Here is a 14,838-nt window from a genome sequence, read left to right as displayed (position 1 = left end):
TGGATTGTTCGCCGCTGTGGTCACTGTATAATCCCGCGCCATGTGGACGCTCTTCCATAAATTCGGGTCCCCGCCGTGGCTGTATCGCCTCTCCGGGTCCATTCTTCGCTGGTTGCTGCCGATCACTGTGGTGGCCCTGGTAGCCGGGTCCGTTTGGGGGCTGCTGTTCACGGCACCGGACTTCCGGCAGGGCAACAGCTACCGGATCATCTACATTCATGTGCCCGCTGCCGTGGTGGCACTGGCCGGTTACTACGTGATGGCCATTGCCGGCGCGGTGAGCCTGATCTGGCGCATGAAAATGGCCGATATCGCGATGCGCGCCTGTGCCCCGATTGGCGCAGCGCTGACCTTCATCGCCCTGGTCACCGGCAGCATATGGGGCAAGCCGACTTGGGGTACCTGGTGGGTGTGGGATGCCCGCATCACGTCCATGCTCATCCTGCTGTTCCTGTATCTCGGCGTAGTGGCCCTGTACGAGGCCTACGAGAACAAGGCACTGGCTGCCAAGGCCTGCGCGGTACTGAGTCTGGTGGGCACGGTGAATATCCCGATCATCTACAAATCGGTGGACTGGTGGTACAGCCTGCACCAGCCTGCGTCGATCAAGTTCACCGGCGGCAGCACCATCGACCCCAGCATGCTGTATCCGCTGCTGTTCATGATTCTCGCATTCTACGCGCTGTTTACCTGCGCGCTGCTGCTGAACATGCGTGCGGAGATACTGCAGCGCGAACAGCGGACCGCCTGGGTCCGGGCGCTGGCTGGCGAGCGGGGGGGCAACTGATGTATTTCGAGTCGCTGGCGGCGGTCGTGCAGATGGAGGGCCACGGTGCGTTTGTCTGGTCCGCCTACTTCATTACAATTGGGGTGATCGTGTTCATGGTCTACGCGCCCCGGCGGCGGGAAAAGCGTTTCCTGCGGCAGCTTGAGGGGCAAATCCGGCGCTCGGAGGGCGGCAGTCCGCCCGGCGCCAGCAAGGAGGTGTGATGCACCCGGTTCGCAAGCAACGTTTGTGGTTGGTGTTGTTTCTCGTTGTCTTCTCCAGCTCCGCGATAGGCCTGATGGCCTACGCCCTGCGTGGCAATATCAACCTGTTTTATCCGCCGGTTGACGTGGCAGCCGGCCTGGCGCCGGTGGGTCAGAATATCCGGGTGGGTGGCATGGTGGTTGACGGCAGCGTACAGCGCAGCGATAACAGCCTGGAAGTGCGTTTCGCGGTCACCGATTACGAGGCTGTGGTACCTGTGGTCTACACGGGTATCCTGCCGGACCTGTTCGATGAGGGGCAGGGAGCGGTTGCCGCCGGCAAGCTGGATGAGAACGGCGTGCTGCAGGCATCGGAAGTGCTGGCCAAGCACGACGAGAACTACATGCCGCCAGAGGTGGCCGAGGCGCTGGAGGCGTCAAAGTCCCGCATGGCCGAACAGGCTGCCGGGCAGGGGTACGGACAATGATCCCCGAGCTGGGTCACTTTGCGCTGATTCTGGCCCTTTGCCTGTCGGTGTTGCTATGCACCGTTCCCCTCTGGGGCAGCTGGCGTCGCAACGTGACGGCCATGGCACTGGCGCCGAACCTGGCGATTGGCGTACTGGTGTTTACGTCGCTGAGTTTTGCCTGCCTGACCTGGGCATTCCTGCAGGATGACTTCTCGGTAGAGGTCGTTGCCAACAACAGCAACAGCCTGCTGCCCTGGTACTACAAGTTTTCCGCCGTGTGGGGCAATCATGAAGGTTCCCTCCTGCTGTGGGTCTGGATCCTCGCCCTCTGGACCTTCGCCGTGGCGGTGTTCAGCCCCCAGCTGCCGCTGGTGATGCTGTCCCGGGTGCTCGCGGTCATGGGCTTTGTCGGCGTCGGTTTTCTGGCGTTCTCACTGTTGACGTCCAACCCCTTTGCGCGCCTCCTACCCGGCACGCCCGCCGACGGCCAGGACCTGAATCCGCTGCTGCAGGACTTCGGGCTGATTATTCACCCACCGCTGCTCTACATGGGTTACGTGGGCTTCTCGGTTGCGTTCGCCTTTGCCATTGCCGCGCTGCTCGGCGGTCGACTGGACGCCGCATGGGCGCGCTGGTCGCGGCCGTGGACCAATGTCGCCTGGGCTTTTCTGACGCTGGGCATCATGCTGGGCAGCTGGTGGGCCTATTACGAACTGGGCTGGGGGGGCTGGTGGTTCTGGGATCCGGTTGAGAATGCCTCGTTCATGCCCTGGCTGGCCGGTACGGCGCTCGTGCATTCGCTGGCGGCCACCGAGAAACGCGGCCTGTTCAAGAGCTGGACAGTGCTGCTCGCCATTTTTGCCTTCTCACTGAGCCTGCTGGGCACCTTCCTGGTGCGTTCCGGCGTGTTGACCTCGGTGCACGCCTTCGCCACGGATCCGGCACGTGGCATGTTCATTCTGGTCTTCCTGGGCATCGTCACTGGCGGTTCGCTGGTGCTCTACGCCCTGCGTGCTCCGGCAGTGGCGAGCCGGGTGAGTTTCGCCTGGATTTCCCGTGAATCCCTGCTGCTGGTTAACAATGTGGTGTTTCTGGTGGCCACGCTGACCGTGCTCTTCGGCACGCTGTTTCCGCTACTCATGGACGCCCTGGGCCAGGGCAAGTACTCCGTCGGGCCGCCCTATTTCAATGCCGTGTTCATCCCACTGATGGCCCTGCTGGTACCCTTCATGACGGTTGGACCGTTGTCGCGCTGGAAGCGTGACAGCACCCGTCGCTGGAAGGCTGAGCTGCTGGTGCCCGCGCTGGTGACTCTCGGGTGTGCGCTCACACTCCCGCTGTTCCACGAAGGTGACTACAACCTCTGGGTGGCGCTGGCGGTGCTGTTTGCCGGCTGGCTGGTGGTGGGGCTGCTCCGCGATATCGCCAACCGGGTGCGCCACAGTGCCTCCATCGGGGCAGGTCTGGCCCGTCTTACGCCCAGTTACTGGGGCATGGTGGTGGCGCACGTTGGCTTCGCCGCCACGATTATCGGTGTCGTACTCACCAGCCAGTACAACATCGAACACGACCTCAAGATGAGCCCGGGCGACAGCGATACACTGGCGGGTTACGAATTCCGCTTTATCGATGTGCGCACGGTGCAGGGGCCAAACTTCGTCGCTGATGAGGCGCGCTTTGTGGTGTATCGGGACGGCCGCGAGGTGGTTCGCCTGGCCCCGCAGAAACGTCGCTACCTGGCCAGTGGCAGCGTCATGACCGAGGCCTCCATTGACGCCGGCATATTCCGCGACCTGTTTGTCGCCATGGGTGAACCGGTGGGCACGGCGGGAGCGTGGGCGATCCGCCTGCACTACAAGCCCTTTGTGCGCTGGATGTGGGCCGGGGCCCTGCTGATGGCGGTGGGCGGGTTCCTGACGGTTGCCGACAAGCGCTATCGTCGCCAGCGCAGTGCGGCGCGTGACATTCTGCGGCAAGGGGGTGTGCGTGGCGCCCAGGCTTAAGCTGTTCCTGCCCCTGTTCATTTTTGTCGTACTCGCAGGCTTCCTGTACCGCGGGCTGTCGCTGGATCCGATGGCGCTGCCCTCAGCGCTCATCGACAAGCCTCTGCCCGCGTTCACCCTGACCGCCCTGGCCGACGGTCGCGAGCTCTCGCGTGAGGACGTGATTGGCGAGCCAGCACTGTTCAACGTCTGGGCGACCTGGTGTATTTCCTGCCGCGCCGAGCACCCTTATTTGCAGCAGCTGGCGGACCGTGGCGTGCCGATATACGGTATCAACTACAAGGACGAGGACGAGGCCGCTCGCCGCTGGCTGCGTGAGCTGGGCGACCCCTACCGGGCGAATATCGTCGATCGCGAGGGCACGCTGGGCGTGGATCTTGGCGTCTACGGCGCGCCGGAGACCTACCTGGTCGATGCCGCGGGCGTGATTCGCTACCGCCATGTGGGCGTAGTGGATGATCGGGTCTGGCGTGACACCCTCGAACCGATCTGGCGCGAGGTACAGGCCATGGGAGAACAGCCGTGAAGGCGAGGCTGCTCGCACTGGGCGCCCTGATGCTGCTGAGCATTCACGCGGGCGCGGTCATCGAGACTTACGAGTTCAGCACGCCGGCGCTGGAAGCGCGCTACCAGCTGCTCAGTGAAGAACTGCGTTGTCCCAAATGCCAGAACCAGAATATTGCCGACTCCAATGCGCCAATTTCCCAGGACTTGCGGCGTCTGCTGCACCAGCAACTGGAGGCCGGCGCCAGCGATGAGGAAATCCTTGAGTTCATGGTCGCGCGCTACGGTGAATTCGTGCGTTACCGGCCCGCCTTCAATGCCGCGACCGCGGTGCTGTGGCTGGCACCGCTGATTCTGCTGCTCGCGGGGGTGGCTGGCCTACTGTTGATTCTGCGCGGTCGCCGCGACGGCGCGGCCGCGCTGACCGAGGATGACCAGGCACAGCTGGCAACCCTGCTGCAGACACCGGAGAAAGACGCTTGACCACATTTCTGTTCGCCTGCGCGGGCCTGGTTGTTCTCAGTGGCTTGTTTCTGCTGTTCCCCGGTTGGGCGGCGAAGCGACCGATCGATGATGGCGCACAGGCCAATCTCGACTGGTACCGCCTGCGCCGTGCCGAACTGGCCGAGGCGGGCGAGACCGACCTGGAAACCGACACGCAATTGCGCCTGCTGGAAGACCAGCAGGGTCAGGCGGTAGCGTCGCCAGCGCAGTCTGCGCGCCATGCCTTTCCACTGTGGGCGCTGCTGCCGCTTGTCGGGTTGATGTCAGCGTGGCTCTACCATGAACTGGGCGCCGTCACCGATGTCCAGATCGCCCGCCAGCTCGGCGCCCTGGGTGAGGCGCCCAGTGAGGCGCAGCTGCTGGAGCTGATGGACGCGATCGAGGAGCGCGCCGTGCAGCGTCCGGACAATCTGCATTACCTTGCGCTGCTGGGGCGTTACCAGATGGGGCAGGGGGAATTTGCGCTCGCCGCGGAAACCTACGACAGGCTGGTACAGGCGGCACCGGAAGACCCCCAGGGGCTGGCCTACGCCGCACAGGCGCGCTATCTGGCAGACGGTCGCACCCTGAACGCCACCGCACAGGCGCGTGCCGAGCAGGCCCTGGCTATCGACCCGCAGCAGCGCACAGCATTGGGTTTGCTGGGTATGGCAGCGTTCGAGCGAGGGCAGTTCCGCGCCGCCATTCAGTACTGGGAGCGCCTGATCGTGATGGAAGCCCCCGGTAGTGAGGGGCAGCAGCTGATCGCCGGCGTAATCGCCGAGGCACGCCAGCGTCTGGGCGAGGAACCGGTCGAGTCGCCCACGGACATCAGTCCCGGCGTCACGGTGCGGGTCGCCTTGCCTGAAGGCGCTGAGCTGGCCGAGTCCGACACGGTATTCGTGCTGGCCCGCGCCGCCGCCAGCGAAAGCCGGATGCCGATCGCGGTGCAGCGGCTGGCGGCCAGCCAGCTCCCGGCGACCCTGCGTCTGGACGACAGCAGCTCCATGGCCGGCCAGAAGCTGTCGGAGGCGGGCGAGATTCTGGTGCTGGTGCAGGTGTCGCCCGCGGGCACCCCCGGCGAGGAAAACGCCACTTGGCTGGGGCGCATCGGCCCCTTGCAGCCTTCATTGTCAGATGAGCCCCGTCTGATCACGCTCGCACCCCGGCAGGGGTGATGTCACATTCGCCCCCCTCAGGCATAGTGTTGCCGGAGGAAGTTGGGTACACTACATCTAGTATTCGCGGGGTGGCAGAGAAGCCGGCTTTTTGGGTTTAAATGCTATATAAAACAGAAAGTTACAAAACAAACTTAAAGTGATATGCGACTAAAATCCATCAAGCTGGCCGGCTTCAAGTCGTTTGTCGATCCCACCACTGTCAACTTCCCCAGTAACATGTGTGCCGTGGTAGGCCCCAATGGCTGCGGCAAATCCAACGTTATCGATGCCGTGCGCTGGGTGATGGGTGAGAGCTCCGCCAAGAACCTGCGCGGGGAATCGATGACCGATGTCATTTTCAATGGCTCGATCAATCGCCAGCCGGTGGGACAGGCCTCTATCGAGCTTGTATTCGACAACAGCGACGGCGGTGTCGGCGGTGAGTACGCCAGTTACGCGGAAATCTCCATCAAGCGCCTGGTCACTCGGGAGGCGCAGTCCGAATACTTCCTGAATGGCGCGCGTTGTCGACGTCGCGACATTACCGACATCTTTCTGGGTACCGGGCTCGGCCCGCGCAGCTACGCGATCATCGAGCAGGGCATGATCTCGCGACTCATCGAATCGCGTCCCGAAGACCTGCGCGTGTTCATCGAGGAGGCGGCGGGTATCTCCAAATACAAGGAGCGGCGCAAGGAAACCGAGAACCGCATGCGTCGCACCATGGAAAACCTGGAGCGTCTTACCGACCTGCGCGACGAGTTGCAGCGCCAGTTGCAGCACCTGCAGCGGCAGGCCCAGGCGGCCGAAAAATACAGCGAACTCAAGGCCGAAGAGCGCACCCTGAAAGCCCAGCTTTACGCGCTGCAGTGGCAGCAGCTGGACGGTCAGGCGCGCCACTGCGGCCAGGCGATCGGTGAACTGGAGGTGCGGCTGGAGGCGGTGAACGCCGAGCACCAGCAGGTGGACACCGGCATAGAGCAGCATCGTCAGGATTACACCGAGCGTACGGACAGCTTCAATGCGGTGCAGGCGACCTACTACTCGCTGGGTGCCGAGGTGGCGCGGCTGGAGCAGGCGATCAAGTTCCAGAAGGAGCGCGCGCAGCAACTGCACGCCGATCTCCGCCAGGCGCTGAGCAGTCTCGACGAGGCGCAGGCGCATTTGCAGCAGGATCAGGACAAGCTGACTGCCTGGGAGCAGGAGCTGGAGACGCTGGCGCCCGAGTTGGAACTGCTGCAGGCGGCGGAAGAAGAGTCCGCCAACGCGCTGCAGGAGGCGGAAGAGGCCATGCTGCACTGGCAGCAGCAGTGGGATGAATTCAATCACCAGGCAGCGGCGCCGCGACAGCAGGCGGAGGTGCAGCAATCGCGCATCCAGCACTTGGAGCAGGCCCAGCAGCGTTTACAGCGACGGATCCAGCAGCTGGAGGAGGAACGCTCTGGCCTGGTGGTCGGTGACGATGACGCCGATCTGGAGGCGGTTGCCGAAGACATCGCCCTGCTCGAGGAGCAGATGGCTGCCGCCGAGCTGCGCAGCGATGAGCGGGTCGAGGCGCTGTCGGCAGCGCGCGAGGAAGAGACCCACCTGTCAGCACAGCTGAACGAGAGTCGCTCACGCCTGCAGCAGCTGCGCGGCCGACAGGCCTCGCTAGAGGCATTGCAGCAGGCGGCCACGGAAGATCGTGACCAGGGTGTCAGCCAGTGGCTGGCGGCGCAGGGCCTGCAAGCGCAGCCGCGCCTGCTGGAGCAGCTGCAGGTTGATGATGGCTGGCAACAGGCGGTTGAAACGGCGCTGGGTGATTATCTGCAGGCGGTGTGCGTAGAGCAACTGGGAGACCTGGCAGATTCCCTGCAGGCGCTGGAGCAGGGGCAGGTCAGCCTGGTCCAGCGCGGCGCGGCAGAGGCGCCGTCGAGTCCCGACTATCTCGCCTCCCGCGTCAAGGGGCCTGCGGCGGTGGCAAGCCTGCTGGCGGGTGTCCGTGTGGCCCCCGACCTGCCCGCCGCGCTGCAGCTGCGCAACCAGCTGGCGGCCGGTGAATCGGTGATCACCGCGGACGGTATCTGGCTGGGTCGCGACTGGCTGCGGGTTGCCCGCCCCGGCCAGCAGGGGGGCGGTGTCATCCAGCGCCAGCAGGAACTGGAACGGCTGGTGCAGGAAGTCGATGTCACTGCGCAGCAGGTTTCCGGGCTCGAGGAATCCCTGGCCGAGCTTCGCGAACGGCAACAGGGCCTGGAGAGTCAGCGCCAGGACAGCCAGCGTGAACAGCAACAGCTGGCGCGGCAGCATGCAGAGCTGCGCGCTGCCCTGTCGGCCCAGCAGGCGCGTATGGAGCAGATAAGTGCTCGCCGCGAGCGGCTGGCCTCGGATATCGCCGACACCCGCGGTCAGTTCACGCAGGAGCAGGAGTCGGTTGCGGAAGCCCGGCTGCTGCTTGCAGAAGCCATCGAACGCATGGAAACAGACTCGCGCCAGCGCGAGGAGCTGCTGGCACGTCGGGACGCCGCGCGCAATCAGCTCGACAGCGTGCGGCAGAAGGCGCGTCACGACAAGGATGCGGCGCACCAGTCCGCCATGCGTCACCAGTCGCTGCAAACGCAGCTGCGCGGCGTCACGGAAACCATGGAGCGTGCGCGCTCCCAGGTGGCCCAGCTGGAAGAGCGGCGTGAGTCCCTGCAGGGCAGCCTGATGGAGAGCGATGATCCGGTGGTCGCTTTGCAGCAGGAACTCGAGGAGCAGCTGGCGCTGCGGCTCGCCTCCGAAGCCGAACTGACCCAGGCGCGGCAGGCGGTGGCCGAAGTGGAACACGCGCTGCGCCAGGCAGAACAGCAGCGCGCGGCGATTGAGCAGCGCGCCCAGTCCGTGCGCGCCGACCTGGAGCAACAGCGTTTGCAACAGCAGGGCCTGCAGGTGCAGCGGGAGAACGTGCTGCGCCAGCTGCGGGAGCTGGACCAGGAGGTCGACAGCGTGCTGGCCGGGATGCCCGAGGGCGCCAACGAGGCGGAGTGGCAGAGTGCTCTCGAGCGGGTGGCGGCCCGTGTGGCCAGGCTCGGGCCCATCAACCTCGCGGCGATAGACGAATATGCCCTGCAGTCCGAGCGCAAGCAGTACCTGGACGCCCAGAACGAGGATCTGGAAACAGCGCTGGAGACCCTCGCCTCGGCGATCCGCAAGATCGACAAGGAGACGCGCAGCCGGTTCCGCGACACTTTCGACAAGGTGAACGCAGGGCTGCAGGATCTGTTTCCGCGGGTGTTCGGCGGCGGCAACGCGTACCTGGAGATGACCGGCGACGACCTCCTGGATACGGGTATCACTATCATGGCCCGCCCCCCTGGCAAGAAGAACAGCACCATCCACCTGCTGTCGGGTGGCGAGAAGGCACTGACCGCGATTGCCCTGGTGTTTTCGATTTTCCAGCTTAATCCCGCGCCGTTCTGTATGCTTGACGAAGTGGACGCGCCGCTGGACGATGCCAACGTGGGCAGGTACGCACGCATGGTCAAGGAAATGTCCGAAAAAGTGCAGTTCATCTACATTACCCACAACAAGATCTCCATGGAGTTGGCGGATCAGTTGATGGGTGTCACCATGCACGAACCCGGTGTATCCCGTCTGGTGACGGTGGATGTCGAAGAGGCAGCGGAACTGGCGGCGAGTTAGGACAAGCGGAGGAAGCGGGCGCAGCTGTGATGGACTTGACGATACGCGATTGGATGGTAATTGCCGGTGTACTGCTGATCCTGGCGGTCTTGCTGGATGCCTGGCGCCGGGTACGTAACGATCGGCGCGCTGCCGTGCGCATCAAACTGGTGGGCGAGGAGGGCAGTGACGGCGGCGACCTCGACATCGCCGTGTACCGGGAGCTGCCCAATGGGGGTGCTCGCGTGGTGCATCGCGGCGACCTGCTTGACGCCCGTGCCCAGCACCGGGCCGAGGGCGCCGAGGCTGCTGCGGCGGAAGAGCGCGAGGGCAAGGCACCGGGACGCCCCGCGGCGACCGCGGCGCAACACGACGACAGCGATGTTGCGCCTGCCGGCAAAAGCCGCGTTTCCCGCAAACGCGCCGCGAGAACCGGCGCCGCAGATGATGATCTCATGAGTGGCTTGAGCACCCGTGACGAACCCGAGAACCTCGACTGGCTGGACGCGCTGGAAGCCGAAGAACGGCAGCTGCCGGATGCGGATGAGCCCGGCCTCCTGCCTCGCGATGTAGAGCCGGAGGTCTTCATGCTGAACGTGGTAGCGCGCGACCCCGAGGGCTTCCGCGGGGACGACATCCTGCACATCCTGCTCGCCTGCGATCTCCGCTTTGGCGACATGAGTTTCTTTCACCGTCACGAGCAGGAAGCCGGGCGCGGCCCGATACAGTTCAGCGTAGCCAACATGATGCAGCCCGGTGTGTTCGACATCGACAACATGTCCGATTTCAGTACGCCGGGGCTGGTCTTTTTTGTCACGCTGCCGGGGCCCGCCGACATGATGCAGGCTTTCGACTACATGCTGGAAACAGCGCAGACCGTGGCGCGCAATCTGAAGGGCGACGTCCTTGACGAGACCCGCAGCGCGCTGACCCGCCAGACCCTGGAGCACTCGCGGCAGCAGATCCGTGATCTCGAGCGGCGCATGCTCGCCCGGTCGCATTAGGGCGTAGACACATGGCGAACGCCCAGGCAGCGGCGGATGAGGCGGCTCGCTTGCGCGAGCAACTCGACAGCTGGAATTATCAGTACCACGTGCTGGACCAGCCCAGCGTGCCGGACGCTGAATACGACCGCTGCATGCAGCAGCTGCGTGCGCTCGAGGCGCAGTACCCCGCCTTGTGTACGCCGGATTCACCCACCCAGCGCGTGGGCGCAACGCCCCTGTCCCAGTTTGCCCAGGTGCAGCATGAAATGCCCATGCTGTCGCTGGACAATGCCTTCAGTGCCGAGGATTTGCGCGACTTCAACCGGCGCCTGCTGGACCGGCTGGGCTGGGCACCCGATGAGGCGCTGGAATACGCCTGTGAGCCGAAACTCGACGGTATAGCGGTCAGCCTGTTGTATCGCGATGGGCAGCTGCAGCGGGGTGCGACCCGCGGTGACGGCACAACCGGTGAAGACATCACGCACAATGTGCGCACTGTGGCTTCCGTGCCGCTGCGACTGCGAGGCAGTGGCTTTCCCGCCCTGCTGGAAGTGCGCGGCGAAATCTACCTGCCGCGGGCGGGCTTTGAGCAGTTGAATGAGGAGGCGCGGGAGCGCGGCGAGAAAACCTTTGTCAACCCGCGCAATGCCGCGGCCGGCAGCCTGCGTCAGCTGGATGCGCGCATCACTGCACGGCGTCCGCTGCAGATGTGCTGCTATAGCGTTGGTCTGTACCAGGGCGGAGAGATGCCCGCCCGCCACTCGGACATCCTGCAGCGTTTGCATACCTGGGGTTTGAGGATCAATGCCGAATCCCGGGTGGTCAAAGGTATTGCTGCCTGTGAGGATTACTACGAGGCGCTGGCACAGCGCCGGGCAACGCTTCCCTATGATATCGATGGCATTGTGTACAAGGTCAACGATTTGCAGCTGCAGCAGCGCCTCGGGTTTGTCTCCCGCGCACCGCGCTGGGCCATCGCGCGCAAGTTTCCGGCGCAGGAGGAGATGACGCGACTGTTGGCGGTGGAATTCCAGGTGGGGCGCACCGGAGCCATTACCCCGGTGGCGCGTCTGGAGCCCGTGTTTGTCGGCGGGGTGACGGTCAGCAATGCGACACTGCACAACGCCGATGAGGTGGAGCGACTGGATGTGCGCATCGGGGACACGGTGATCGTGCGTCGCGCAGGCGATGTGATTCCGCAGGTGGTGGCTGTTGTGCCGGAACAGCGTCCGGACAACGCGCAGCCGGTGCGTTTTCCCGACAGCTGCCCGGTCTGCGGTTCCGTTGTGGAGCGTGCCGCGGACGAGGCGGTGTTGCGCTGCATGGGAGGACTGGTGTGTCAGGCACAGCAGAAAGCGGCGATTCGCCATTTTGTCTCGCGCCGGGCAATGGACGTGGACGGTCTGGGTGACAAGCTGGTCGACCAGCTGGTCGACCAGGGGCTGGTGCGTACCGTCGCCGACCTCTACACCCTGCCGCGCGAGGCCTGGTTGGGGCTGGAGCGCATGGGGGCGAAGTCGGTCGACAATGTGCTCGCAGCGCTGGAGCAAAGCAAGGCGACGACGCTGCAGCGGTTCATCTACGCGCTGGGTATTCGCGAAGTGGGCGAATCCACGGCGGGCAATCTCGCGCGCCATTTCGGCTCCTGGGAGGCGCTTGCCGCAGCCAGTGAAGAGGCCCTGCTGGCGGTCCCCGATGTGGGCCCCGTCGTAGCCGACCACCTGCGGCAGTTCCTGGATTCTGCCGACAGCCTGTCGGTGGTGCAGGCGCTGCGCAACGCCGGCGTGCATTGGCCGGACCTGGAAGTGCGTCCGGCAGAGGCGTTGCCGCTGGCGGGCGAAACCTGGGTGGTTACAGGCAAGCTGGAGTCCCTCGGGCGCAGCGAGGCCAAAACCCTGCTGGAGTCTCTCGGTGCACGTGTGGCGGGCAGCGTCTCGGCAAAAACCGCGATGGTGGTCGCGGGGCCGGGTGCCGGCTCCAAACTGGGCAAGGCAACGGAACTGAATATCCCCGTTATCGATGAGGCGGCACTGCTGACCCTGCTGCGCAGGCACGGTGCAATGCCGTGAGGGGCTTGTTGCCGGCGTTGCTGGTCCTCTTGCTGTCTGCCTGTGCGACGACGCCACCGAGTAATGTGGACAACGCCTGCAATATCTTCCGCGAGAAAGACGGCTGGTACGATGATGCGCTGGATGCAGAGAAAGCCTGGGGTAGCCCGGTGCCGGTCATGCTGGCGATCATGCACCAGGAGTCGCGCTTTGTGGCGCAGGCGAAACCGCCGCGTACACGTATCTTTGGCATCATACCCGGCATGCGACCCTCAAACTCCTACGGCTACAGCCAGGCAATCAAATCCACCTGGAAAGCCTATCAGCGCAGCACAGGGAACTACGGGGCGGATCGCGATGACTTTGGCGACTCGATGGATTTTATCGGCTGGTACAACAACGAGTCACTGCACCGCAGCGGCATTGCAAAGAACGACGCCTACCGCCTTTACCTCGCCTATCACGAGGGACATGGCGGCTATAACCGTGGCAGCTATCGCAACAAGGCGTGGCTGCTCAACGTTGCCGCCAAAGTGCGCGATCGCGCTGCGCTTTACACGGTGCAACTTGGCGGCTGCGCGGACTCCCTGCCGCGTGGCGGCGGACTGTTCGGCTGGTTCTAGGGTGGTTCAATAATCCTGCCAGCACCGCAGTAAACTGCGCCCGGTGCGCGCGGGGAGTGCGAATTGGCAGGGCGTGTAGATGCAAACCATTGCGCTTTGTGACACACTTTCCGGGTGTGCCGTCATGGTCGCGAGCCCGCTACATAACGTTCAAAACAGGTCTTCGCTGTGAACCCAACTGATATCAAGAACCCCGAATACTTCCACAAAGTCGTGGATTGCCAGTATGCCTGTCCGGCGCATACACCGGTCCCGGAATACATTCGGCTGATTGCCGCAGGCCGCTATGACGATGCCTACATGGTGAACTGGGAATCCAACGTGTTCCCCGGCATTCTCGGTCGCACCTGCGACCGGCCCTGCGAACCCGCCTGCCGGCGCGGCCGCATCGCCAAGGGCGAGGAGCCGGTGGCCATCTGTCGCCTGAAGCGTGTTGCGGCCGACAACAAGACCGATATCAGCGCGCGGCTGCCGCGCATTCCGGAGCAGAAGAACGGCAAGCGCATCGCACTCATTGGCGCGGGGCCGGCATCGCTGACGGTAGCGCGTGACCTCATGCCACTGGGGTACGACATCGACATCTACGACAACCAGTTTGCCGGTGGTGGCATGATGCGCAGCCAGATTCCCTCCTTCCGGCTGCCGGCTTCGGTGCTGGATGAGGAGGTCGGGTACATCCTCGACATGGGTGTGGTGACGCACTTCAATACCGAAGTCACCAGCCTGAAGAGCGTACTCGAGAAGGACTACGATGCCGTGTTTGTGGGCACCGGTGCGCCCCGCGGACGCGGCCTGAACCTGCCCGGTCTCGAGGACGCCGGAAAGCACGTGCACATCGGCATCGACTGGCTGGCCAGTGTTGCGTTCGAGCACACCAGCAGTATCGGCAAGCGCGTACTGGTGCTGGGTGGCGGCAATACCGCAATGGACTGCTGCCGCACCTCGCGCCGTCTCGGCGGTGAAGATGTGCGGGTTGTGGTGCGCAGCCCGTTTGCCGACATGAAGGCGTCGCCCTGGGAAAAAGAGGATGCCATGCACGAGGGCATTCCAATCCACGACAACCATGTGCCCAAGGAATTCGTGGTCGAGAATGGCGAGCTGAAAGGAATGCTCTTCGAGAAAGTCGAGGCGCAGTACGACGAGAATGGCAAGCGCAGCCTCGTGCCCACGGGTGAGGACCTCGTGTTCATGGAAGCCGACGATGTGCTGATGGCCATCGGCCAGGACAATGCCTTCCCCTGGGTGGAGCGCGATCTCGGCATTGAGTTTGACAACTGGGACATGCCGGTCGTCGACAAGGCCACTTTCCAGTCGACCAACCCGCGGGTGTTCTTTGGCGGTGACGCCGCATTCGGGCCAGAGAACGTCATCACCGCGGTGGCCCACGGCCACCAGGCCGCTATCAGTATCGATCTGTTCTGCCGTGCCGAGCCGGTCACCAACCGCCCGGCGCCGATGACCAACCTGGTCAGCCAGAAAATGGGCATCCACGAGTGGAGCTACGACAACCAGGTGGAGAACGACAAGCGGTTCGTGGTGCCCATGGCACCGCTTGAGGAAACGCTGCGCAACCGCAAGCTCGAGGTGGAACTCGGCTTCGACCTGAGCACGGGGTTCAAGGAGGCCGAGCGCTGTCTCAATTGCGACGTGCAAACCGTGTTCGACACCCCGCGCTGCATCGAATGTGATGCCTGCGTCGATATCTGTCCGACGGACTGTATTTCCTTTGTCGAGAACGCGGAGGAATCGGAACTGCGCACGCGCCTCAGCGCAGCGGCGGGCAATCTGGCACAGGACCTCTACGTCTCTACGGAGCTGCCCACGCAGCGCGTGATGGTCAAGGACGAGAACGTCTGCCTGCACTGCGGGCTCTGTGCCGAGCGCTGCCCCACATCAGCCTGGGACATGCAGAAATTTCTCTACAGCGTTACCAAAGCGGGGCAATAAACC

12 protein-coding genes are annotated in these 14,838 nt (G+C 64.0%); all 12 read left to right on the top strand.

The genetic code is table 11. The features are described 5' to 3' along the window. Positions 1–40 precede the first annotated feature (40 nt). The 12 genes from AACZ17_RS00295 (at position 41) to AACZ17_RS00240 (ending at position 14,835) form a co-directional block, all read left to right on the top strand. Positions 41–787, top strand: coding sequence for a heme ABC transporter permease (locus AACZ17_RS00295; protein WP_290743730.1), 747 nt, complete (start codon positions 41–43; stop codon positions 785–787). Beyond that, entirely contained in the window at positions 787–990 is a 204-nt protein-coding gene (gene ccmD, locus AACZ17_RS00290) for a heme exporter protein CcmD (RefSeq protein WP_290743728.1), read from the top strand. The genes AACZ17_RS00295 and ccmD overlap by 1 nt, the downstream gene beginning before the upstream one ends. Continuing rightward, positions 990–1,457 carry a cytochrome c maturation protein CcmE gene (ccmE, locus tag AACZ17_RS00285; RefSeq protein ID WP_290743723.1) on the top strand — a complete coding sequence of 156 codons (468 nt, stop codon included), beginning with the start codon at positions 990–992 and terminating at the stop codon, positions 1,455–1,457. Before ccmD ends, ccmE begins: the two co-directional genes overlap by 1 nt. Then, positions 1,454–3,442, top strand: coding sequence for a heme lyase CcmF/NrfE family subunit (locus AACZ17_RS00280; protein WP_290743717.1), 1,989 nt, complete (start codon positions 1,454–1,456; stop codon positions 3,440–3,442). The genes ccmE and AACZ17_RS00280 overlap by 4 nt, the downstream gene beginning before the upstream one ends. Continuing rightward, on the top strand, positions 3,426–3,968 hold the full coding sequence (locus AACZ17_RS00275; RefSeq protein ID WP_290743709.1) for a DsbE family thiol:disulfide interchange protein: 543 nt from the start codon (positions 3,426–3,428) through the stop codon (positions 3,966–3,968). Before AACZ17_RS00280 ends, AACZ17_RS00275 begins: the two co-directional genes overlap by 17 nt. Positions 3,969–3,997: 29 nt before the next feature. Further along, the gene (locus AACZ17_RS00270) at positions 3,998–4,429 is read left to right on the top strand and encodes a cytochrome c-type biogenesis protein (protein ID WP_290744825.1); all 432 of its coding nucleotides are present in this window, start codon (positions 3,998–4,000) and stop codon (positions 4,427–4,429) included. Then, a complete protein-coding gene (gene ccmI, locus AACZ17_RS00265) occupies positions 4,426–5,607 on the top strand; it encodes a c-type cytochrome biogenesis protein CcmI (protein ID WP_290743702.1) in 1,182 nt (393 codons plus the stop codon). The genes AACZ17_RS00270 and ccmI overlap by 4 nt, the downstream gene beginning before the upstream one ends. A 144-nt stretch (positions 5,608–5,751) precedes the next feature. Then, the gene (gene smc / locus AACZ17_RS00260) at positions 5,752–9,252 is read left to right on the top strand and encodes a chromosome segregation protein SMC (protein ID WP_290743696.1); all 3,501 of its coding nucleotides are present in this window, start codon (positions 5,752–5,754) and stop codon (positions 9,250–9,252) included. Positions 9,253–9,281: 29 nt separating this feature from the next. Continuing rightward, positions 9,282–10,235, top strand: a complete 954-nt coding sequence (zipA, locus tag AACZ17_RS00255; RefSeq protein ID WP_290743690.1) for a cell division protein ZipA — start codon at positions 9,282–9,284, stop codon at positions 10,233–10,235. An 11-nt stretch (positions 10,236–10,246) separates the two neighbouring features. Continuing rightward, positions 10,247–12,286 carry an NAD-dependent DNA ligase LigA gene (gene ligA, locus AACZ17_RS00250; protein ID WP_290743688.1) on the top strand — a complete coding sequence of 680 codons (2,040 nt, stop codon included), beginning with the start codon at positions 10,247–10,249 and terminating at the stop codon, positions 12,284–12,286. Between the two features lie 5 nt (positions 12,287–12,291). Further along, entirely contained in the window at positions 12,292–12,888 is a 597-nt protein-coding gene (locus AACZ17_RS00245) for a transglycosylase SLT domain-containing protein (protein WP_290744823.1), read from the top strand. Positions 12,889–13,056: 168 nt separating this feature from the next. Further along, on the top strand, positions 13,057–14,835 hold the full coding sequence (locus AACZ17_RS00240; RefSeq protein ID WP_339637485.1) for an FAD-dependent oxidoreductase: 1,779 nt from the start codon (positions 13,057–13,059) through the stop codon (positions 14,833–14,835). Positions 14,836–14,838: the final 3 nt, after the last annotated feature.

Source organism: uncultured Haliea sp. (assembly GCF_963973825.1).
GTDB lineage: Bacteria > Pseudomonadota > Gammaproteobacteria > Pseudomonadales > Halieaceae > Haliea.
This window is presented reverse-complemented; position numbering and strand designations above follow the sequence as displayed.